Origin of the sequence: Arthrobacter sp. PsM3 (assembly GCF_030433895.1) — a bacterium.
Classification (GTDB): domain Bacteria; phylum Actinomycetota; class Actinomycetes; order Actinomycetales; family Micrococcaceae; genus Arthrobacter.
Window position 1 is genome coordinate 34889 of the sequence record NZ_JARUXE010000020.1, and the last position, 21888, is coordinate 56776.

18 protein-coding genes are annotated in these 21888 nt (G+C 69.0%); 11 read left to right on the forward strand and 7 right to left on the reverse strand.

All coding sequences use genetic code 11. The features are described from left to right. Positions 1–95: 95 nt before the first annotated feature. Complete coding sequence (locus QCD75_RS12105) at positions 96–1511, reverse strand: NAD(P)H-quinone dehydrogenase (RefSeq protein ID WP_301228890.1); 1416 nt, start codon at positions 1509–1511, stop codon at positions 96–98. Positions 1512–1654: 143 nt separating this feature from the next. On the opposite strand from QCD75_RS12105, the gene QCD75_RS12110 reads away from it, so the two are divergent. After that, positions 1655–2473, forward strand: coding sequence for a purine-nucleoside phosphorylase (locus QCD75_RS12110; protein ID WP_301228892.1), 819 nt, complete (start codon positions 1655–1657; stop codon positions 2471–2473). A gap of 16 nt (positions 2474–2489) precedes the next feature. On the opposite strand, the gene QCD75_RS12115 is transcribed toward QCD75_RS12110, so the two are convergent. Then, entirely contained in the window at positions 2490–2972 is a 483-nt protein-coding gene (locus tag QCD75_RS12115) for an RrF2 family transcriptional regulator (RefSeq protein WP_301228894.1), read from the reverse strand. A 131-nt stretch (positions 2973–3103) separates the two neighbouring features. Here QCD75_RS12115 and QCD75_RS12120 point away from each other — a divergent pair, with 131 nt between their 5' ends. Continuing rightward, on the forward strand, positions 3104–4852 hold the full coding sequence (locus QCD75_RS12120; RefSeq protein WP_301228896.1) for a phospho-sugar mutase: 1749 nt from the start codon (positions 3104–3106) through the stop codon (positions 4850–4852). Between the two features lie 18 nt (positions 4853–4870). Here QCD75_RS12120 and nirD read toward each other — a convergent pair whose 3' ends face one another. Next, positions 4871–5248: a nitrite reductase small subunit NirD gene (nirD, locus tag QCD75_RS12125; protein ID WP_301228898.1), complete on the reverse strand. Its 378-nt coding sequence runs from the start codon at positions 5246–5248 to the stop codon at positions 4871–4873. A gap of 270 nt (positions 5249–5518) precedes the next feature. On the opposite strand from nirD, the gene nirB reads away from it, so the two are divergent. The 6 genes from nirB to QCD75_RS12155 all read left to right on the forward strand — a co-directional run bounded on the left by nirB (position 5519) and on the right by QCD75_RS12155 (position 12700). Further along, positions 5519–8242: a nitrite reductase large subunit NirB gene (gene nirB, locus QCD75_RS12130; RefSeq protein WP_301228900.1), complete on the forward strand. Its 2724-nt coding sequence runs from the start codon at positions 5519–5521 to the stop codon at positions 8240–8242. A gap of 2 nt (positions 8243–8244) precedes the next feature. Then, positions 8245–9279 carry a uroporphyrinogen-III C-methyltransferase gene (gene cobA / locus QCD75_RS12135; protein WP_301228902.1) on the forward strand — a complete coding sequence of 345 codons (1035 nt, stop codon included), beginning with the start codon at positions 8245–8247 and terminating at the stop codon, positions 9277–9279. Between the two features lie 5 nt (positions 9280–9284). After that, entirely contained in the window at positions 9285–10484 is a 1200-nt protein-coding gene (locus tag QCD75_RS12140) for a uroporphyrinogen-III synthase (protein ID WP_441005479.1), read from the forward strand. 149 nt (positions 10485–10633) lie between these two features. Beyond that, positions 10634–11494 (forward strand): FAD-dependent oxidoreductase, encoded by an 861-nt coding sequence (locus QCD75_RS12145; RefSeq protein WP_301228903.1) that lies wholly within the window; start codon positions 10634–10636, stop codon positions 11492–11494. Positions 11495–11662: 168 nt separating this feature from the next. Continuing rightward, entirely contained in the window at positions 11663–12403 is a 741-nt protein-coding gene (gene deoC, locus QCD75_RS12150; RefSeq protein WP_301228905.1) for a deoxyribose-phosphate aldolase, read from the forward strand. Between the two features lie 63 nt (positions 12404–12466). Continuing rightward, positions 12467–12700 carry a hypothetical protein gene (locus tag QCD75_RS12155; RefSeq protein WP_301228907.1) on the forward strand — a complete coding sequence of 78 codons (234 nt, stop codon included), beginning with the start codon at positions 12467–12469 and terminating at the stop codon, positions 12698–12700. Positions 12701–12777: 77 nt separating this feature from the next. Here QCD75_RS12155 and QCD75_RS12160 read toward each other — a convergent pair whose 3' ends face one another. Further along, the gene (locus QCD75_RS12160) at positions 12778–13611 is read right to left on the reverse strand and encodes a metal-dependent hydrolase (RefSeq protein ID WP_301228909.1); all 834 of its coding nucleotides are present in this window, start codon (positions 13609–13611) and stop codon (positions 12778–12780) included. A 3-nt stretch (positions 13612–13614) separates the two neighbouring features. Then, a complete protein-coding gene (gene mfd, locus QCD75_RS12165; protein WP_301228911.1) occupies positions 13615–17307 on the reverse strand; it encodes a transcription-repair coupling factor in 3693 nt (1230 codons plus the stop codon). A 341-nt stretch (positions 17308–17648) separates the two neighbouring features. Here mfd and QCD75_RS12170 point away from each other — a divergent pair, with 341 nt between their 5' ends. The 3 genes from QCD75_RS12170 to QCD75_RS12180 are packed head-to-tail and all read left to right on the forward strand — an operon-like array spanning position 17649 to position 19955. Further along, positions 17649–19184 (forward strand): SDR family oxidoreductase, encoded by a 1536-nt coding sequence (locus tag QCD75_RS12170; protein WP_301228913.1) that lies wholly within the window; start codon positions 17649–17651, stop codon positions 19182–19184. Positions 19185–19232: 48 nt separating this feature from the next. Further along, positions 19233–19730, forward strand: coding sequence for a DUF2505 domain-containing protein (locus QCD75_RS12175; protein WP_301228915.1), 498 nt, complete (start codon positions 19233–19235; stop codon positions 19728–19730). A gap of 3 nt (positions 19731–19733) precedes the next feature. Continuing rightward, positions 19734–19955 carry an SCO4848 family membrane protein gene (locus tag QCD75_RS12180; RefSeq protein ID WP_301228917.1) on the forward strand — a complete coding sequence of 74 codons (222 nt, stop codon included), beginning with the start codon at positions 19734–19736 and terminating at the stop codon, positions 19953–19955. Positions 19956–19973: 18 nt separating this feature from the next. Here the strand turns inward: QCD75_RS12180 and sufU are convergent, their stop codons facing one another. Then, complete coding sequence (sufU, locus tag QCD75_RS12185; protein WP_301228919.1) at positions 19974–20444, reverse strand: Fe-S cluster assembly sulfur transfer protein SufU; 471 nt, start codon at positions 20442–20444, stop codon at positions 19974–19976. Positions 20445–20456: 12 nt separating this feature from the next. Further along, positions 20457–21770: a SufS family cysteine desulfurase gene (locus QCD75_RS12190; protein ID WP_301228921.1), complete on the reverse strand. Its 1314-nt coding sequence runs from the start codon at positions 21768–21770 to the stop codon at positions 20457–20459. Positions 21771–21888 lie beyond the last annotated feature (118 nt).

The following is a 21888-nucleotide window of genomic DNA, read 5'->3' on the forward strand; positions in this document are numbered from 1 at the left end:
ACATTCGCCCGGATCTGCCCGCGACAAGCAAAAGGGTCCAACGGCGATGGCTGTTGGACCCTTTTGCTGCGCGGCTTTGGTGTGCGGCGCCCGGGCTACATGTGGACGTGCAGGCGCCGGGCCGCTTCGGAAATCGAGCCGCTCAGTGACGGGTACACCGTGAAGGTGCTGGCGACGTCGTCGACGTGCAGTTTCTGGGTGACCGCGAGGGAGATGGCGAAGATCAGCTCGGAAGCGTTCGGACCCACCACAACACCGCCGATCACGGTGCCGGAGCCCTTGCGGGCGAAGATCTTGACGAAGCCGTCCCGGTGGTTGCGCATCTTGGCGCGGGCGTTGCTGCGCAGGGACAGCTTGATGACGTCCGCCTGGTACTTGCCGGACTCGATCTCGGCCTCGGAGACGCCCACGTTCGCGATCTCGGGCGAGGTGAAGATGTTGGACGCGACCTGGTGCAGCTTCAGCGGCATCACACTGTCACCGAGGAAGTGGGCGATCGCGATCCGGCCCTGCATCGCGGCCACCGACGCGAGCGCCAGCACCCCGGTGCAGTCACCGGCGGCGTAGATGTTCGGCGCGGTGGTGCGGGAGACGCCGTCGACCTTGATGTGGCCGCTCTCGGTGAGTGCCACGCCGGCCTCCTCGAGGCCGATTCCGGCGGTGTTCGGGATGGAGCCGACGGCGACCAGGCAGTGGCTGCCGGTGACCTTGGAGCCGTCGCCGAGGGTGACGATGACGCCGTCCTCGGTGCGCTCCACGGTCTCGGCGCGGGCGCGGGACAACACCTTGACGCCGCGGCGTTCGAAGACGCCCTCCAGGACCTCGGCGGCATCGGCATCCGAGCCGGGCAGCACGCGGTCGCGGCTGGAAATCAGGGTGACTTTGGACCCGAGGCCGTTGTAGGCGGAGGCGAACTCGGCGCCGGTCACGCCGGAGCCCACCACGATCAGGTCCTCGGGGAGCTCGTCCATGTTGTAGATCTGCGCCCAGTTCAGGATCCGGATGCCGTCCGGGCGGGCGGTGGGCAGCTCGCGCGGGTGGGCACCGACGGCCAGCAGGATCGCGTCCGCCTCGACGATTTCGGTGCCGTCCGCGGTGAGGACCTCGATGGTGTGGCTGTCCAGCATTTTTCCGGAGCCGAGGATGATCCGGACGCCCTGGTTCTCGAGGCCCTTCTGGATGTCGGAGGACTGCTGCCGGGCCAGCCGCAGCAGACGGTCGTTGATGTGTTTGAGGTCCGCGCGCATCGTCGGGGTGCAGTCGCCGCCGTCGAGGTCGAACTTGACGCCAAGCTCGCCGGCCTCGCCGACGCGGGTCATCAGATCCGCCGTCGCGATCAGGGTCTTGGAGGGCACGACGTCGGTCAGCACCGCGGAGCCGCCGAGCCCCGCCCGCTCGATGATGGTGACCGTCGCGCCCAGGGAGGCGGCGACCATGGCAGCTTCGTAGCCGCCGGGCCCTCCGCCCAGGATTGCGATGCGGGGTGAGCTGAAATCGGGATGCGTAGTCACAATCAGCCATTGTCCACCATTCGGACCGGCACCACCAAGAATCAGGGCCCGCATCACACCGGGCAGAATGCAGGAACAGGTGGCAGGACCCGTTGCCCGGCACGGTGCTGGGCAGCACGCCGCCGGCAAGATAACTTGTACCGGTGAGTACAACAGAATTCCTGAACACGGACCCCTTCGACGCCGCCCGCGCCGCCGCCGACTACATCGCCGAGGAGACGGGAATCGACGCGCACGACGTCGCCCTCGTGCTCGGCTCCGGCTGGGCCGACGCCGCCGACCTGATCGGCGAGACCACGGCCACCCTGTCCGCGGACGAGGTCCCGGGCTTCTCCTCCCCCTCCGTGGTGGGCCATGTCGGCACCATCCGCTCCGTGCTGACCACGGAGGGCAGGCGCGCCCTCGTCCTGGGCGCCCGCACGCACTACTACGAGGGCAAAGGCGTGCGCGCCGTCGTCCACGGTGTACGCACCGCCGCGGCGGCCGGCTGCAAGACCCTGGTCCTGACCAACGGCTGCGGCGGCCTCAACGAGGACTGGACGCCCGGCACCCCTGTCCTGATCAGCGACCACATCAACCTCACCGCCACCTCACCGCTTGAGGGCGCCACCTTCGTGGACCTCACCGACCTGTACTCCCCACGGATCCGCGGCCTCGCCCGCGAAGTCGATCCCTCGCTGGACGAAGGCATCTACGCCCAGTTCACCGGCCCGCACTACGAAACCCCCGCCGAGGTGCAGTACGCCAAGCGGATCGGCGCGTCCCTGGTGGGCATGTCCACCGCGCTCGAGGCCATCGCCGGCCGCCACGCGGGCATGGAGGTCTTCGGCATTTCGCTCGTGACCAACCTTGCCGCGGGCATCAGCCCTGTGCCGCTGAGCCATGAGGAAGTCCTTGAGGCCGGCCAGGCCGCGGGCCCGCGGATCTCCAAGCTGCTCGCGGAGATCATCGCGAAGCTCTGAGCCCAGGTTCGGGCGCTCAGCTCCCTGACGCCAGGTAGCGCACGGCCTTCACCTTGTCCTGCGGGAAGCGCCGTTCCATCGAATCGGCGATCCCGGCGATGGTCTGCCGGGCCAGCGCCTGCCGCCAGGCGAGTTCGGCCTGGCGCATGGTCTGGGAGATCAGGCAGGTCCGGACGAAGTTGTGTTCAGTGTCGGCATCCGGGACATTGCCCAGGACGCCCTCGCAGCGGAACACCGGCTCGGAGCCTTCCAGTGCGAGGACGATGTCCAGCACCGTAACGTTTTCGGGCCTGCGGGCCAGGTGGAACCCGCCGCGCGGGCCTGAGACGGAGCCCAGGACGCCCGCGCGGACCAGCGCCTGGAGCTGCTTGTTCAGATAGGCGCCCGGTAGCTTGTAGTACTCCGCCAGCCGGGCACTGTTGACAGCCTCACCGGCCGGTGTCCACGCCATGTTGACGCAACTGTGCACAGCCCATTCCACCCCACGGCCCATCTTCATATTCCAGACGCTACGTGTCCGGAAAATTGCCTGTCAAGGGCTGGCATGCGGGACGGCTGTGATCGATCCGTAAGCCGGGCTCTCGCTTGTCGGGGGAGGCATCCACCGCGATTGGCACTAGTTTGGTTCCTATGACGTCTCCCGATGCCGAACTCACCCGCCTGCTGAGCGAAGCCCGGACCTGGGCCGCCCAGGACCCGGATCCCGCCACCGCCGCCACCCTCACCGAACTGGTCCGGCTCGCCGGCGACGGCACGGCGTCGGCCCGGCAGGAACTCACCGACAGCTTCAACGGCACCCTGCAGTTCGGCACTGCGGGCCTGCGGGCGCCCCTCGGCCCCGGTCCGAACCGGATGAACCGCGTGGTGGTCCGCCGCGCCGCCGCCGGCTTCACGGCGTTCCTGACCGGCGCCGTCGCGCAGGCCGCGCCTGGAATCCGGCCGCGCGCCGTCGTGGGCTACGACGCCCGCCACAACTCGGCGATCTTCGCGGAAGAAACCGCCGCTGTCCTCACCGCTGGCGGCGTCGAGACCTTCCTGATGCCGGCCGCCCTGCCGACCCCGCTGCTCGCCTACGCGGTGCGGGCACTGGAGTGCGACGGCGGCGTGATGGTCACCGCCAGCCACAATCCGCCGCAGGACAACGGCTACAAGGTTTACCTGGGCCGGCACGCCGTCGAGGAGAACGGGCGCGGCGCGCAGATCGTGGCGCCCTACGACGGGCTGATCGCGGCGAAGATCGGCGCCGTCGGCGAGCTGTCCGGCGTCGCCCTGGCCCTGGAGGGCTGGACCGTGCTGGACCCGTCCATCGCCGCCGGCTACGAAGCCGCCGTCGCCGCCCTGGCCGACCCGGAGCACTTCCCGGCCCGCGACCTCAAGATTGTCCTGACCCCCATGCACGGCGTGGGCGGCGGGACCGCCGTGGCGGTCCTGCACGCAGCGGGCTTCGCCGACATCACGCTGGTCAGCGAGCAGGCCGAGCCGGACCCCGACTTCCCCACGGTGAACTTCCCGAACCCCGAGGAGCCCGGCGCCCTGGACCTGGCCCTCGAAACCGCCGCCCGGGTGAATGCGGACATTGTGATCGCCAACGATCCCGATGCCGACCGCGCGGCGGTTGCTGCGAAGGATCCCGACACCGGCGCCTGGCGCATGCTGCGCGGCGACGAGGTCGGTGCCCTGCTCGGCGCGCACGTCGTGGCGCGGCTGGGCAGCGGCAGCGGCAGCGGCGAAACCACAGCCGGGGTGTTCGCGAATTCGATCGTGTCCTCGCGGCTGCTGGCCCGGATCGCGGCGGCGGCGGGCTACGCCCATGAGGAGACCCTCACCGGGTTCAAGTGGATCGCCCGCGTTCCCGGTCTCCTCTACGGCTACGAGGAGGCGCTGGGTTACTGCGTCGCGCCCGCACTGGTCCGGGACAAAGACGGGATCTCCGCGGCGGTGCTGATCGCCGAATTCGCGGCAGCTGCGAAGGCCGCAGGCAAGACCATCTTTGACACGCTCGACGAGCTGTACCTGGTGCACGGCCTGCATGCGAGCGACCAGCTCAGCATCCGCGTCGCTGACCTGGGCCTGCTGGATGCCATGATGAACCGGCTGCGCGTCAGCCCGCCGGAATCCTTTGGCGGCTCCGCCGTCGAAACCATCACCGACCTCGCCGTGGGCACGGCACAGCTGCCGCCCACCGACGGCCTGCTGTACCTGACCCGGGACCTCAGCCGCATCATCATCCGGCCCAGCGGAACCGAGCCCAAGCTCAAGTGCTACCTGGAGGTCATCCGCAGCGTTGACTCCGCCGCCGAACTGCCCGCGGCGCGGCACGAGGCGCGTGCCGCGCTCGACGGCGTCCTCGCGGACGTCCGCGAGGCGCTGGGGCTCTAGCGCCTCGCGGCTCAGCCCCTAGAGCTCGACCTCAATGTACCCGCCCACAATCCGGGTACCGAAGGTCGGGAGGCGGAGTTCCGGCGAGCCCAGGCACTCCCCCGTTCCGAGGTCGTAGACCTCTTTGTGCAGCGGCGAGGCAAGCGTCGGGCGCGAGCCGCGGGACCCGGTGATACCCCGGGCCATCACGTGCGCCCCGGTCGCCGGATCCTCCTGGGCGACGGCAAAAACCTCACCGGACCCTGTGCGGAACAACGCCACCTGGCGCCCCGCAATGAGTGCGGCCTCGCCCCAGGCGGGTTCCAGGTCCTCCACTGCGCACACGCGGTGCCAGCCGGTCCCATAGCTGGGGTGTTCAACAAAGCTCCGTGCTGCGCTCTCAAGTACGGCAGTCATTCCGGCCCCTCTCTGGTACATCTCTCCCGGGCTCAGCCGCAACTGCGGCCACATACCCAAGCTAGGTCCGGGGTGTAACAGCAGCGTGCAATTAATATGTCCGGCGGGTAAAAGAGACCTCACACCGCCGGAAACGCGTCCGTGATGCAGAAGTTAAGATCACGAAACATAAGGGAAACTGAAGCGAAACTGCGCTTGCCTAGTCTGGATGAACACCTCGATTTGAGAAGGCCGCAGTGCATTAACTGCGGTCCCTGCGAAAGGCCCACCGTGACCGGACAGACTTCAAGCCCCCAGAACCAGGATGCTGAGCGCAGCACAGCTACGCGCCGCATCGTGGTTGCCGGCGGCGGCCCTGCCGCCCACCGTTTCGCCGACGCGATGCACGCCCGGGGCCTCGACGGCTGGAACGTCACCGTCCTCACCGAGGAAGCGCACCTCCCCTACGACCGCGTCGCGCTGAGCAAGGCCCTCACCGACTCCGGCGTCGACCTCACCCTGGGTGCCGCCTCGATGTGGGACCACGAGGCGCTGACGCTGCAGACCGGCGAGCGCGTCACCGGCATCGACATCGCGGGCAAAGCCGTGACCACCGCGGCCGGCACCGTGTACCCCTATGACGAGCTGGTCGTCGCCACCGGCTCCGACGCCGCCCGCCTGCCGATCCCTGGATCCGAACTGACCCACGTCTACCGCACGCTGGAAGATGTCTGGGCCATCAACAAGGCCATCGCCGAACTGACGGAGAAGCTGGGCCGCAGGGTCAACGCCGTCACCATCGGCGGCGGCCTGCTGGGCCTGGAATCCGCGGCCGGTACCGAACAGCTCGGCGCCACCCCGATCGTCATCAACGGCTCCCCCTGGCTGATGAACACCCAGCTGGACCAGGGCGCCGGGCAGGCCCTGGGCCGCCTGATCGAAGCCAAGGGCTTCACCGTCCACGGCGGAGTGTTCCCCTCTGAAGTCCTGTCCGACGACGACGGCCAGGTCACCGGCGTGCTGATGGCCGACGGCCGCATCATCGACGCCGACCTCGTGATCGTCGCGATCGGCGTGAAGCCCCGCGACGAGCTGTTCCGCGCCGCCAACGGCACCGCCGAAGGCACGGCACCGGAGGGCACGGCGCCGGAGGACACAGCTCCGCTGTTCCAGCTCGGCCCGCGCGGCGGCGTCGTGATTACCGAGGGCTGCGAAACACAGGTCCCCGGCATCTGGGCGATCGGCGAGGTCGCCAACTTCGGCGGCATGTGCCTGGGCCTGGTGGCGCCCGCCAACACCATGGCGGAGATCGTTGCGGACCGGCTGCACGGCGGCGACGCGACCTTCCCTGGCTTTGATACCGCCACCAAGCTCAAGCTCTCCGGCGTCGACGTCGCCAGCTTCGGCGACGCGTTCGCCCGGACCGAGCACGCGCTGGAAATCGTCTACGCCGACCCGGCCCGCGGCGTGTACCAGAAGATCGTCACCACGGACGATGCCAAAACCCTGCTGGGAGGCATCTTCGTCGGCGACGCCGCCCCGTACACCTCCCTGCGCCCCATGCTGGGCCGCGAACTGGCCGCCGAACCCGGCGCCTACCTCACCGCGGCCGGCGGCGGCGACGCCGGGGACGAAGTCTTGGAGACCCAACTCCCGGACGACGCCATCCTGTGCTCCTGCAACAACGTGTCCGCCGGAACCATCCGTGACACCGTCAACGGCTGCGGGGCCTGCGACGGCAACGCCCCCGTCCAGGAGCTCGGCGAACTGAAGGGCTGCACCCGCGCCGGGACCAGCTGCGGTTCCTGTGTGCCGATGCTCAAGAAGCTGCTCGAAACCGAACTGACCAAGTCCGGCGTCGCGGTCTCCAAGGCCCTCTGCGAGCACATCGAGCTGTCACGCCAGGAACTTTTCGAGACCATCCGGGTCCTCGAGCTGACCTCCTTCGAGGAGGTGATGGCCAAATACGGCACCGGCGCAGGCTGCGACATCTGCAAGCCGACCATCGCCAACATCCTGGCCAGCCAGAACAGCGCCTACGTCCTGGACGCCGGCCGCGGCACCCTGCAGGATACCAACGACCGCGCGCTGGCCAACATGCAAAAGGACGGCACCTACTCGGTGGTCCCGCGGATCGCGGGCGGCGAGATCACCCCGAAGAAGCTCGGTGTGATCGCCGCCGTCGCCGAGAAGTACGGCCTCTACACCAAGATCACCGGCGGCCAGCGGATCGACATGTTCGGCGCCCGGCTGGAGCAGCTCCCGGAAATCTGGAAGGAACTGGTCGACGCCGGGTTCGAGTCCGGCCAAGCCTACGGCAAGTCGCTGCGCACGGTGAAGTCCTGCGTCGGGTCCACCTGGTGCCGCTTCGGGGTCCAGGACGCCGTCGCCATGGCCATCAACCTGGAGCTGCGCTACCGCGGCCTCCGCAGCCCGCACAAGCTCAAGATGGGTGTCTCCGGCTGCGCCCGGGAATGCGCCGAAGCCCGCGGAAAGGACGTCGGCGTCATCGCCACCGCGGACGGCTGGAACCTTTACGTCGGCGGCAACGGCGGTGCCACCCCGGCACATGCCCAGCTGCTGGCCAAGGACCTCGACGACGACACCCTGCTCAAGTACATCGACCGCTACCTGATGTACTACATCCGCACGGCGGACCGGCTGCAGCGCACCGCACGCTGGCAGGAGGAGCTCGACGGCGGCCTGAAGCACGTCGAGGAGGTGGTGGTGAAGGATTCGCTCGGCATCGCCGCGGAACTCGAGGCCGCCATGGCCAAGCACGTCGACACGTACGTGGACGAGTGGGCCGAGACGTTGAAGGACCCCGAGCGCCTGCGCCGGTTCCGCTCGTTCGTCAACGCCCCGGACCAGAGGGACGATTCCATCACCTTCGTCCCCGACGAGCGCGGCCAGATGCGCCCCGCCACAGCGGCGGAGAAGGCGCTGGCCGGCAGGCAGCCGGTGGTCATCGGTTCTTCCATCCCGGTCCGTGCAAGCGACAAGAACGAGGTATAATCATGCAGCTCAGCATCGATCTCAATGGACGCGAAGTCCTTGTCACCGGTTCGGACACCGCCGCACGGCAGGCCGTCCGCCGCTACCGGGCCGCCGGCGCCGTCGTTTCGCGGCTGAGCAGCCCCGGTGGTGCCCGCCACGACGGACCCCTGCCCGAGCGCCCCTTCCTGGTCGCCGCCGTCGACGACGGCCAGCCCGGCTGGGCGGCGCTGCTGGACCGCTGCCGGGAAACCGGCATCCCGGTCGCGGTGGAACCCGCCGCCGGCACTGCCGGCCACGTCACGCTGGTCGGGGGCGGCCCCGGAACCACCGAGCTGCTGACCGTCGCCGCCATCGGGGCCCTGCGGGACGCCGACGTCGTCTTCTACGACCGGCTGGCCCCTTATCAGGAACTGCCGGCACTGAGCACGGCCGACCTGGTGGACGTGGGCAAGCGCCCCGGCCACCACAAGGTCAGCCAGTCCGGCATCGAGGAGCTGATGGTGGAAGCGGCCCTGGCCGGGAAAAACGTGGTGCGGCTCAAGGGCGGCGACCCCTACGTGTTCGGCCGCGGCGGCGAGGAAGTCGCCTCCTGCGTGAAGGCCGGTGTCCCGGTCCGCGTGATCTCCGGTGTCACGAGCGCCATTTCCGTTCCGGCCGCGGCCGGGATCCCGGTCACGCACCGCGAGGTCAGCCACATGTTCACCGTCGTCTCCGGCCACGCCCCGCTGACCGAAAAGGAGCACATGCACCTGGCCGGGCTGGGCGGGACCATCGTGGTGCTGATGGGCATCGGCACGCTGCACCAGCTCGCCGCCGGGCTGCGCCGGGCGGGGATGCGCGCGGACATGCCGATGGCCGTCGTCGAGCGCGGCTGCCGCCCCGGCCAGCGGACCACCATCGCCGAGCTGGGCACCATCACCACGGCTGCTGCGGGCTGCAGCAACCCGGCCGTACTGGTGATCGGCGACGTCGTCCGGGTGGCCGAGGCCAACCGCGGCTGCGCGGAAGCCGAAGCCGAACTGGACCGCCTCGCCGCGTCCCTGATGGGGGCGTGAAAGCCGTGAGCGCGCTCAACGCCATCGCCCCTGCCGGGCTGCCCGGCGCCGGTCCGGAACCGGAAACCGCGGAGCAGGCCGTGGCCGGGGCCGGGGCCGGGGCACAGACCGTGGAGCTGCCGCTGGAGGGCTTCCGGATCGGCGTGACCTCGCACCGCCGTTCCCAGGACCTGATCGAGGCCCTGGAGCGGCGCGGCGCCGAGGTGCTGCACGCGCCGGCCCTGAAGATCGCCCCCGTGCAGGAGGACCTGAGCCTGATCGAGGACACCCGCACCATCATCGCCGCACGCCCCGAACTGTGCATCGCCACCACCGCCTACGGCATGCGGCGCTGGTGCGAGGCCGCGGACACCTTCGGAATCGGCGAGCAGCTGCTGGAAACCCTCGGCAACACCCGGATGTTCGTCCGCGGGCCCAAGGCCCGCGGCGCCGTCCGCGCGGCCGGACTCGCCGACGTCGGGATCAGCAGCGACGAAACCACTGCCACCCTGGTGGACATGCTCCTGGCCGAGGGGGTGCGCGGCAAAACCGTCGCGGTGCAGCTGCACGGCTACACCGACGTCCGCCAGCTCGAACGCCTCCGGATGTCCGGGGCCACGGTCCTGACGGTCACCCCGTACCGCTGGGTCAAGCCCGACGGCGCCGACCGGCTGCCGCGGCTCATCGAGGCTGCCTGCAGCGGCAACCTGGACGTACTGACCTTCACCAGCGCCCCCGCGGTGGACGCGATGTGGAGCACCGCCCACGAGATGGGCCTGTACAAGCAGCTCGTGGAGAGCCTGAAGACCACGGTGGCCACCGCCGTCGTCGGCCCGATCACCGCGCAGCCGCTCATCGATGCCGGACTGCAGCCGCTGATCCCGGAGCGGTTCCGGATGGGTGCCCTGATCCGGCTCGTGGTGGAGCACCTCGCCCTCAACCACGTCCGCCGCCTGGACACCGTGTCCGGCCGGGTGGAACTCCGCGGCCGCTCGCTGCGGATCGACGGCGAGTCCGTGGAGCTGGCCCCCGCACCGCTGCTGCTGCTGCGGGCACTGCTGGGCGCCGGCGGCGCCGTGCTGTCCCGGGAGTCGCTGTCCGAACTGCTGGAACTCCGCGGGTCCGTCCATGCCCTGGACATGACGGTCAGCAGGCTGCGCTCCGCACTGCCGGACGGCCGGCTGGTGGAAACCGTAGTGAAGCGCGGCTACCGGATCCGGGTGTGACCCACGACATTACTGGCCGGTAAACATTGGCGAACGGGCCGTGGAAGTACGGCAACACCGGGGAAACACGCCGGAAAAATCGGCCGCCTACGCTGGGGACCAACAAGCAGTCAGGCCACACCACCGGCCACCAGCGAAAGGGACCCACCATGTCCGCCACCCCCACCGTTTCCGCCGATTCCCAGACCCGGCCCAGGATTGTCATCGCCGGGGCCGGCCCCGCCGCGCAGGCCCTCGTCCGCCAGCTCACGCGGACCCCGTTCGCCGGCGGCATCACGGTGCTCAGCAACCGGGATGACGCCCCGGAGGAACTCCTGGAACTCGCCGCCCTCCCGCAGGTCTCGGTCCGCTTCGGCCAGCCGGCCAGCTACGTCGACCCGGACAGCCGCTATGTCACCACGGCGGACGGCCTGGAGTTCAGCTACGACCAGCTGGTCATCGCAACCGGGTCCTCCCCCGCGGGCGCACCGCTGGCAGGGGAAGGCCGGTGCCTGAACTACTCCACGATCGACGACGCCGCCGGACTGGGCGAGGCCGTCAGGGACGTCACGCGGGTCCTTGGCCGGCGGCCGCTGGGCATCCTGGTCGGCACCGGAACGGCCGCGGGCCAGGCCGAGGCCGTGCTGCGCGCCCGCGGTGTCCGCCCCATCCGCACGACCCAGCGGCCGGCCGCCGTCGTTCCCACCCTCGCCGGGTCGGCCCTTACGGCTGCCGGGATTGTGTTCGAGGACGGTTCCAGCATGGCCGGGGACCTCGTGGTCCTGGCCGAGGAACCGGTGGCCCGTGACGCCCTCTCGGTCAGCGCCGGGCTAAAGACAGCCCGCCAGGGCGGGATCGTCATCGGCCGTGACTTCCGCACCTCCGTCCCGGGAATCTGGGCCATTGGGGATGCCGCCGTGTTCGACGGCGTGCGTCTGGGCCTGCTGGTGGCCGCCTCCTTAGCCGCGTCCCTCTGCGCCTCCCAGCTGCTCCAGGCCGGCATGGCGGAGCCCCTGGCGAAAGCCGCCTGAACGCCTGCGCGCATGCCCTCCGGCGGGAGGACCTGTTATGGCAAGATGGACACCTGAGAAGCCACGAAGAATGCGGTGTCTGCAGGCCCATACGGCCCCCAGAGGGACAACCACGGGGACAACCACCGGGGGCAATACAGTCCCAGGCCCGCCAGGAAAGGGACCACCATGAGCAACGAAGCCGCGACTGCCGGAAAGGCTGCCGCCGCTGCCGGGGAAGCCGTTACGTCCGGAACCTCGGGAAATATCGCCTCCTACATCGACCACACGCTGCTCAAGCCGGAGGCCAGCGAGGCTGAGATCCTCAAGGTCTGTGCCGAGGCTGCGGACTACCGGTTCAAGTCAGTGTGCGTCAACCCGGTCTGGGTCAAAACGGTCAAGAAGGCCCTGAAGGGCTCCGGTGTACTGACCTGCTCCGTAGTCGGCTTCCCGCTCGGCGCCACGCCGAGTGACGTCAAGGCTTTTGAGGCCCGCGGTGCCGTGCTGGACGGCGCCGAGGAAGTCGACATGGTGATCAACATCGCCGCGGCCCGGGCCAATGACAAGGGCGCCCTGGTCGATGACATCACGGCCGTCGCGGAAGCCGTCCACGAAGGTGGCGCCGTCCTGAAGGTCATCATCGAGACGGCGCTGCTGGACGACGCCCAGAAGGTGCTGGCCTGCGAGGCCGCCGTCGAGGCGGGCGCCGATTTTGTGAAGACGTCCACCGGCTTCAACGGCGGCGGGGCCACCGCCGCCGACGTCGCGCTGATGCGCCGCACGGTGGGCCCGGACCTCGGTGTCAAGGCCTCGGGCGGGGTGCGTTCGCTCGCCGATGCACAGGCTATGATTGCTGCAGGTGCAACACGTATTGGCGCCAGCTCCGGCATCGCGATCGTCAAGGGTGAACAGGGTTCCTCCGCGTACTGACTGCTATCCGATAACAACCGAAGCCGCCACAGTTTTGAGCCCCACGGGGCCGAGGAGGAACGAATGTCCAGCAACACCGCGAAGACCCAGCAGACCCCGCAGAACGAGAACGGCCTCGGCTCCAGCATCGTCCTGTTTGTCCTGATGATGGTCCTCTTCGGCGCTTCCCTTTACTCGCTGAGCTTCCTGTCGCTGGGCAACCCGTGGCCGATGGCCGCCTGCCTCGTCCTGTTCGCCCTGGCATTCTGGATACCGCAGACCATCACCGGCCGCTCGGATTCCGCGGGCGAAAGCTAACGCACCAGATACTTAAATGACTGAAGCTCCGGATCTTTCGGAGCTTCAGTCATTTAACCAAGGACACCTGGCCGGCCCTACGCGGCGGCGAGCAGCCCGAACAGGCTTTGGACCAGCCCGGTCCCGATGGCCACCGCGGCGGGCCAGTGCACCTTGGCCACGGCCAGCACCGCGCCGAACATGCCGATCATGGCGTAGGCACTGACCGGGATCAGCACGAACCACTCCCGCCGTGACCCGGCCCGGCCCAGCAGCGGGACCGAGAACGCCCCGTTGGCCTTCCAGACGTCCTTCAGCAGCGGCAGCTTCCGCAGGACTTTCGGCGGCTTGATCACCAGCGGCCAGAGCAGCGGAACTCCCCCGGTGGTGATCATGTCCCCCACAATGTGCACCAGCACGCCGGTCAGCATGGAGACCGGCAGCCAGGTCCACTGGTGCGGCGCGAACCAGGTCACCAGCCCGGCCATGGTGAGGGCCAGGACCCAGTTGCTGATCCAGCCGTACTTCGGGAAGAGCTTCAGGGCTTTCGCGGCGATGTTGATCATGAACATGCACAGCAGCCCGGCGCCTACCGACAGCAGGCCCCAGTCCGTCTGCAGCTGCAACTGCCCCGCGAGCGCCGCGAGCAGCACAAAGAACGCGGCGCCGAGCAAGGAATGCGTGCCCTGGCGGTGCCCGCCGGAGACGTTCTCGATGCCGACAGCGATCACGTTCGACAGCGGCGGCAGCGAGTGCGCCACCGTGCTGGAGCGGTGGTCCCAGTCGCAGACCAGCGCCGTCCCCGCCGTCGCCATCCCGCCGATCACAATCCCGGTCGCGTCCAGCGGATACCAGCCCAGCGTGTACGGACCGGTCGAGGCGATGGCCACCCACGCCGCGGCTCCCGACGCGGCGTGGTGTCCTCCCATCATTCTTTACTTCACCGCAAGCGGGGCGTCGGAGAAGATGTTGCGGATGACGCCGTTGGCCCATTCGAGGATCTCTGCGTCCTGCAGGTCGCGGCCGCCGATCCGGGCGGTCTTGGGCTTGGGGATAAGCACCGCGTCCAGGGCAGGTTTGGACTGCGATCCGGGGTACATCCGGGTGAGCCGCATCAGCTTGGACTCCGGCAGCTGCGCCGGGGAGAACTTGATGAAGTTGCCCTGGAGGGCAATATCGCTGAGCCCGGCTTCGCGGGCGCCGACCCGGAAGCGGGCGACCTCGATCAGGTTCGCCGCGGGCAGCGGCAGCTCACCGTAGCGGTCCACGAGCTCCGCGAGCACTTCCTCGATCGCCTCGTAGGTGATCGCCCCGGCAAGTTTGCGGTACGCCTCGAGGCGCAGCCGTTCGCCCGGCACGTAGTCGTGCGGCAGGTGCGCGTTGACCGGCAGCTCGATCTTCATCTCAGCGGCCTTCTCCTCGGCCTCGCCCCGGTATTCGGCCACGGCCTCGCCGACCAGTCGGATGTAGAGGTCGAAACCCACGCCCTGGATGTGGCCGGACTGCTCGCCGCCGAGCAGGTTGCCGGCGCCGCGGATCTCGAGGTCCTTCATGGCCAGCTGCATGCCGGCGCCGAGCTCGTTGTGGGTAGCCACGGCCTTGAGCCGCTCCAGCGCCACTTCGCCCAGCGGCTTTTCGGACGGATACAGGAAATAGGCGTACGCGCGTTCGCGGCCGCGGCCCACCCGACCGCGCAGCTGGTGCAGCTGCGAGAGCCCGTATTTGTCGGCCCCGTCCACGATCAGGGTGTTCGCGTTGGAGATGTCCAGCCCGGTTTCGATGATGGTGGTGCAGACCAGCACGTCGAAGCGCTTCTCCCAGAAGTCCACGATGATCTGTTCGAGCCGGCTCTCGGACATCTGCCCGTGCGCCACTTCGACCCGGGCTTCCGGGACAAGTTCGCGGATCTTCGCCGCGGTGCGGTCGATCGTGGACACCCGGTTGTGCACGAAGAACACCTGGCCTTCGCGCATGAGTTCGCGGCGGATCGCCGCGGAGGTCTGCTTGTCCGTGTACGGGCCCACGTAGGTCAGCACCGGGTGGCGTTCCTCCGGCGGGGTGGCCAGGGTGGAGGTCTCGCGGATGCCGGTCAGGGACATTTCCAGGGTCCGGGGAATCGGGGTGGCGCTCATGGCGAGGACGTCCACGTTGGTGCGCATCTTCTTCAGCGCCTCCTTGTGTTCGACGCCGAACCGCTGCTCCTCGTCCACGATCACCAGGCCGAGGTCCTTGAACGCGAAGTCCTTGGACAGCAGCCGGTGGGTGCCGATCACCACGTCCACGGACCCGGCCTTGACGCCCTCGGCGGTCTCTTTTGCCTCCTTGGCGCCCTGGAAGCGGGACAGCGGCTTGACCACCAGCGGGAAGCCGGAGAACCGTTCGGTGAAGGTTTCATAGTGCTGCTGGGCGAGCAGTGTGGTGGGCACCAGCACGGCGACCTGTTTGCCGTCCTGGACGGCTTTGAACGCGGCGCGGACCGCGATCTCGGTCTTGCCGTAGCCCACGTCGCCGGAGATCAGCCGGTCCATCGGGATCTCCCGCTCCATGTCCGCCTTGACCTCGTTGATGGTGGTCAGCTGGTCCGGGGTCTCCACGTACGGGAAGGCTTCCTCGAGCTCGCGCTGCCAGGGGGTGTCGGGGCCGAAGGCGTAGCCGCGGGAGGCCATCCGGGCCGAGTAGAGCCGGATCAGTTCGCCGGCGATTTCCTTGACCGCCTTGCGGGCCCGGGACTTGGTGCTGGCCCAGTCAGCGCCGCCCATTTTGCTCAGCGCGGGGGTGTCCCCGCCGACGTAGCGGGTGACCTGGTCCAGCTGGTCGGTGGGCACGAAGAGCCGGTCGCCGGGGGCGCCGCGCTTGGACGGCGCGTATTCCAGCACGAGGTATTCGCGCACCCCGTCGCCTCCCCCGGCCACCTTGCGCTGGATCAGTTCCACGAACCGGCCGATGCCGTGCTGTTCGTGCACCACGGAGTCGCCGGCCACGAGCTGCAGCGGGTCCACGGCGTTCCGCCGCTTGGACGGCATCCGGCGCATGTCCTTGGTGGAACCGGCGGAGGTCCGTCCCAGCAGATCCGCCTCGGTCAGCAGTGCGAGCTTGAGCGGCTCCAGGACAAAACCGCGTCCGACGGCGGCTGTCGTCACCTCGATCAGCCCGGCCTGCGGTTCGTCGTCGAGGGAGTCGACCCGGGCGCAGGGGATGTCGTTGTCGTGGAAGAGTTCGGCGAGCCGCTGCGCCGGGCCGGGACCTTCGGTGACGACCACGATGCGCCACTGCTCGCGGACGTGGGAGCCAATGAAGTCCATCATTTCGGCGACGTCGCCCTGGTAGCCGCGCGGTTCGCGGGCGTGCAGGTTCAGGACGTCGACGTCGGGCAGCAGTTCCTCGTCGGTGGCCAGCGAGGTGATGGACCACCAGGACACCTCGTGCCCGAGGGCCGCGGAGCGGGTATCGGTGAGGGAGCGGAAGCTGGCCGAGTGCAGGGCCTCAGACGCGGCGGAACTCAAATCCAGGGGTGCGGTGCCGCCGTCGGACGCCGTCGACCACGCAGCCTCAAGGAATTCCTCGTTGGTGGCGGCGAGGTCGTGGGCGCGGGTCCGGACCTTTTCCGGTTCGATCACCACGGCCATCGAGCCGGCCGGGAACTGGTCCAGGAACGGCACCATGGCGTCCACGAGCACCGGGGCCAGTGACTCCATGCCTTCGACGGCGATGCCGCCGGCGATCTTCTCCAGCATGTCCGCGGCGGCCGGCAGCTGTGATTTCAGTGTCGCGGCGCGGGACATCACCGAGGGAGTGATCAGGATTTCGCGGCACGGCGGGGCGTGCAGTTCGGTGGGGTGGTGCACCCCCGGCGCGCTCAGCGAGCGCTGGTCCGCGACGGCGAACCAGCGCATCTGGTCCACTTCGTCGCCAAAGAACTCCACCCGGATAGGGTGGTCCTCGGTGGGCGGGAAGACATCCAGCATCCCGCCGCGGACGGCGAATTCACCGCGCCGGGTGACCATGTCCACGCGGGCGTAGGCGGCGTCGGCCAGGCTCCGCACGACGCTGCTGAACGGGGCCTCCTGGCCCACCTTCAGGGTGACCGGCACCAGCTCGCCGAGGCCGGCGACGATCGGCTGCACGACCGCCCGGAGCGGGGCGACGACGACGCGCAGGGCGCCGGCGGGCGAGGTTTCCGGGTGCGCGAGCCGGCGCAGCACGGACAGGCGCCGGCCCACCGTGTCCGAGCGCGGTGACAGCCGTTCGTGCGGGAGCGTTTCCCAGCTGGGGAACTCGGCGACGGCGTCGGCCGGCAGGAAGGCGCGCAACGCTTCGGTCAGGTCCTCGGCTTCACGGCCGGTGGCGGTGATGGCCAGGACGACCGGCGCGAGGCTGCCGCCGCTGCCTTTCGCCGCATCTGCCGCGGTGTCTGCTGCGGTGGCATCCGCGGTGTCTGCCGCTAGGGCGGAGAGCCCGTCGGCCATTTCCGCCAGCAGGGCCGAGCGCAGGCCGGCGGGGGCGCTGATCTGGTAGTCCTCGCTGCGGTCCGCGAACCCGCGGGCCGCTTCGGCCCGGACGCGGGCGTAGTTCCGGTCTTCGGCGAGGACACGGCGCAGACCGGTGAGTGAGGGGCCGTTGAGGCTCATGACGGTAGCTCCTGAAGGGATCACGGGGGACGCAGGCAACACGAATAGCCGGAATTCGCGAGAATCCCGGGTACCCCCAGCCTACCGCGCGGCCCGGAGGCACCGGATCCAGCGCGCCACCGGAACAACGCGGGGTCACGTAGCGCCCGTCCGGAGGGCAATTATGGGCGCTACGTGACCCCGCGTTGCTAGGGGGAGGGAGGGCGGCCGGCTCAGGATCCTTCCAGCAGGTGCGGCCGCCGGCCTGCGGGCACCAACGGCCCCCGGGCTAGGCTGGCAGGATACGCGGCCGTCCGAACGGCCTGGCGCTCCGAATGCTTTGTAGACGACAAGGAGTCACCATGACCGGCACCCCCGAATCAGCACAGACCCCGACCGCACGCACCGGCAAACCGAAGACGGTGCTTGTCACCGGCGCCACCGGCTATATCGGCGGCCGGCTGGTTCCCCGCCTGCTGGAAGCCGGGCACAAGGTGAAGGTCCTGGTCCGCACGCCCGCGAAGATCGCCGGGGTGCCGTGGCTAGAGGACGTCGAAGTCATCCAGAGCAGCCTCGACGACGGCGAGACCCTCCGCACGGCGCTGGAGAGCGTCGACGTTCTCTACTACCTGGTCCATTCCATGGCGGCCGGGGCGGGCTTCGAATCCAAGGAAAAGGAAATGGCGCAGATCGCGGCACAGGCGGCAGCCGGCGCCGGGGTGGCCCGGATTGTCTATCTGGGCGGCCTGCACCCCGCGAACGCTGAACTGTCCACCCATATGCGGTCCCGCGAAGCCGTCGGCAGGGTCTTCCTCGACAGCGCTGTGGACGCGATCGTCTTCCAGGCCGGCGTCGTGATCGGCTCGGGCTCGGCGTCGTTCGAGATGATCCGGCACCTGTCCGAGACGCTCCCCTTAATGCCGGCCCCCAGCTGGGTCCGCAACAAGATCGAGGCAATTGCCGTGCGCGATGTGCTGCACTACCTCGTGGGGGCCGCGTCGCTCGAAGGCCCGATCAACCGCACGTTCGACATCGGCTGCCGCCAGGTCCTCAGCTACGCGGGGATGATGCAGGAATACGCTGCGGAGGCCGGGCTCCCGCACCGGGTGGTGCTGGCGCTCCCCATTCCCGCGCCCAAGCTGGCGGGCATGTGGGTGGCGTTGACCACGCCGATCCCGCTGTCGATGTCCCTGCCGCTCGTGGAGTCCCTCCAGCACGATGCAGTCTCCCGGGAACACGACATCGACGCGTACATCCCACCGCCCGAGGGCGGCCTGACCCCCTACCGTGGCGCGGTCGCGCTTGCCCTGGGCAAGGAGCGCGACGGCCAGGTCGAGACGACCTGGGCCAGCGCCGGGGCCGACGCCGATCCCCTTCCCAGCGACCCGGACTGGGCCGGGCACCGGGTGTATCTGGACGAACGCACCTACTCCAGCCCGGTGGATCCGAAGTACGTCTGGACCATCATTGAAGGCATCGGCGGCCGCAACGGCTGGTACTCGCTCCCGCTGGCGTGGCGCGTCCGCGGCTGGCTGGACAAGCTCACCGGCGGCGCCGGGCTGCTGCGCGGGCGGCGGCACCCGCACCTGCTGGCCGAAGGCGAAGTGGTGGACTGGTGGCGGGCGGAGCGGATCGACCGCGGCCGGCTGCTCCGGCTGCGCGCCGAAATGCGGGCGCCGGGCCGGGCCTGGCTGGAGCTGTCCGTGGAGCCGGAGGGAACCGGCAGCCGCTACCGGCAGCGGGCAATCTTCTTCCCGAAAGGCCTCAGCGGGCGCCTGTATTGGCTGGCGGTGCTGCCGTTCCACAGTCTGATCTTCCCGGCGATGTCCCGGAATATCACGGCCGCGGCCAAGGATCTCCAGGACCTCGAATCGGAGCCGGCCCGGCACACCGCGTAGGATGTTTGGAGCCCGAAACGACCAGTTCCACCCCACGGAGGACCCCCAATGGCATTGAGTGCATCCACCAACCTTCCGCACAGCGTTGACCGCGTGACCGCGGTTTTCGTGAACGAGGACTTCCTGCGCCACACCAGCGAACTCGTTGGCGGCACCCTTGAGTCCTTCGTCGTCGACGGCGACACGGCCGGCGCGTTCAGCACCACGACCGTGCGGACCATCCCGACCAACCGGATGCCGGATATCGCCCGGAAGTTCGTCGGCGAGAGCCTGAAGGTGACGCAGCTGGACAGCTGGGACGCCCCCGCCGCAGACGGCTCGCGGCTGAGCAACATCACCCTGAAGGTGTCCGGCGCGCCCCTGGACGTCAACGCCGTCCAGCGCCTGGTCTCCGACGGCGGCAGCACCCGGATCGAGCTGGAGGGCACCGTCACGTCCTCGGTGCCGTTCCTGGGCGGGAAGATCGCCGAAGCGGCCGAACCAATGGTGGGCAAGGCCCTGAACATCCAGTCCACCCAGGCCCAGGCCTGGCTCGAAAGCCACTAGCGCATGGAGATGCCGGCAATCCTGGCCGTCGTCCTGATCGTGGCGGGCCTCTGGTCCCTCGCCGTCTGGCCGCAGTTTCTGCGCCGGGTCATGAAGGATGAACGGTCCCGCGACGCGAACGGTAAAGCCACCCGCTTCCTCACGGTCCACGTCGTCCTGGTCAGCATTTCCATGCTGCTCGGGGCGGCGACGGCGGCCATCGGGATTGCCGGCCTGCTCGGCTAGCGAACCGGGCGGCAGCTGCTAGGGTGCCGCGGGGCTTGGTGCCAGTGCCTGGGCAAGGGCGTCTTCGGCCGCCACCCAGGAGATCATCGCGCACTTGACCCGGGCGGCGTATTTCGAAACGCCTTCAAAGGCTGAGGCGTCGCCCAGGATTTCGGGATCCGCGGCCAGTTTCCCCCGGGACCGCAGGACCTCCCGGAAGTTGTCGATGACCTTCGTGAAGCTGCCGACGTCCATTCCTTCGGCGAGGTCCGCGAGCACCGAGGCTGAAGCCATGGAAATCGAACAGCCCGCGCCGTCCCAGCGCAGCTGGGCGACCTTCCCCTCAGACACCGCCACCCGGACAGTGATCTCATCCCCGCAGACGGGATTGAGCTGGTGCGACTGCCCCGACGACGCCCCCGCCGGAACCGGAGTCTCCGCGAGTCCACTGCCGGTTCTCAGTTTCGCGTGTTCCAGAATGATCTGCTGGTACAGCTGTTCAAGGCTCATGCGGAAAAATCCTTAGGCTCCAAAGTAGGCTCGGACCTCGGCGACAGCTGCGAGGAAAGCGTCCACATCAGACGTTGTGTTGTACAGGTAGGTGCTGGCCCGGGTAGTGGCTGTCAGGCCCAGACGGCGGTGGAGCGGCTGCGCGCAGTGGTGGCCGACCCGGACCGCGATCCCCTTGCTGTCGAGGAACTGTCCGACGTCGTGCGCGTGCACACCGGCGACGTCGAAGGAGGCGAGGCCGATCCGGTCCTGTCCCGGGGCCGGACCGAGGACCCGGATGCCGGGAATCGATGCGAGACCCTCCACGAGGCGCTGCCCGAGCAGGGATTCCCAGGCATGGACGCGGCCCATCCCGGTCTCGGTGAGGTAGTTCGCCGCCGCGGCGAGCGCGATGGCCTGGGAGACTTTCTGGGTGCCTGCCTCGAAGCGTTGCGGTGCAGGCAGGAACGCGGCACGCTCCATCGTCACCGTGGTGATCATCGATCCGCCGGTGAGGAACGGCGGCATCGCGTTCAACAGTTCAGACCGGCCGTACAGCACGCCGATGCCGGTGGGCCCCAGCATCTTGTGTCCCGACAGGACCGCGAAGTCCACCCCGAGGTCCTTCACGTCCAGCGGCAGGTGCGGCGCGGACTGGCAGGCATCCAGCACGGTGAGGGCGCCCACCTGGCGAGCCATCGCCACGAGCGTCTTGACCGGGTTGATGGTGCCCAGGACGTTTGAGGCGTGGCTGAAGGCTAGGACCCGGGTGGCGGCGTTGATGATGCGGGCGGCGGCCTCGAGGTCCAGGACGCCCGCATCATCGACGGGGATGAACCGGAGGGTCGCGCCGGTCCGCTCCGCGAGCTGCTGCCACGGGATGAGGTTTGCGTGGTGCTCCATCTCGGTGACCACAATCTCGTCGCCAGCGCCCAGGGCGAATCGTGCCGCCGGCGCACCGGCGCCCGGCAGGGAAGCGTTCAGGAACGAGTAGCTGAGCAGGTTCAGGCCCTCGGTGGCGTTGGAGGTCCAGATGATCTCATCGGCCCCGGCGCCCAGGAAGGCAGCAAGAGTTTCGCGGGCGTCCTCGAAGGACTCCGTGGCTTCGACCGCCAACAGGTGTGCCCCACGGTGAACGGCGGCGTTCCGCTGCTCATAGAATTCCTGCTCGGCCTCGATCACGCTGACCGGGTTCTGCGAGGTGGCCCCGGAATCCAGGTAGATCAGGCGGTGCCCGCCCATGGACCTTGAAAGGATGGGGAAGTCGTTGCGGATCCGCAACACCTCGTCGTCGCCCAGGGCGGGCGTGAGCAGGGCCTGGGACTCTGACGTCGCCGCAAATGCCACGCTTGGTCTCCTCGGATCGGGTGAAATGGACTAATGTCCATTATCCCACGGAACGGCACCCCCTGATTTGGCAGCTCGTCCCGCGGCCGGCCGGGCCGGTTGATCCGGCCGGGACCCC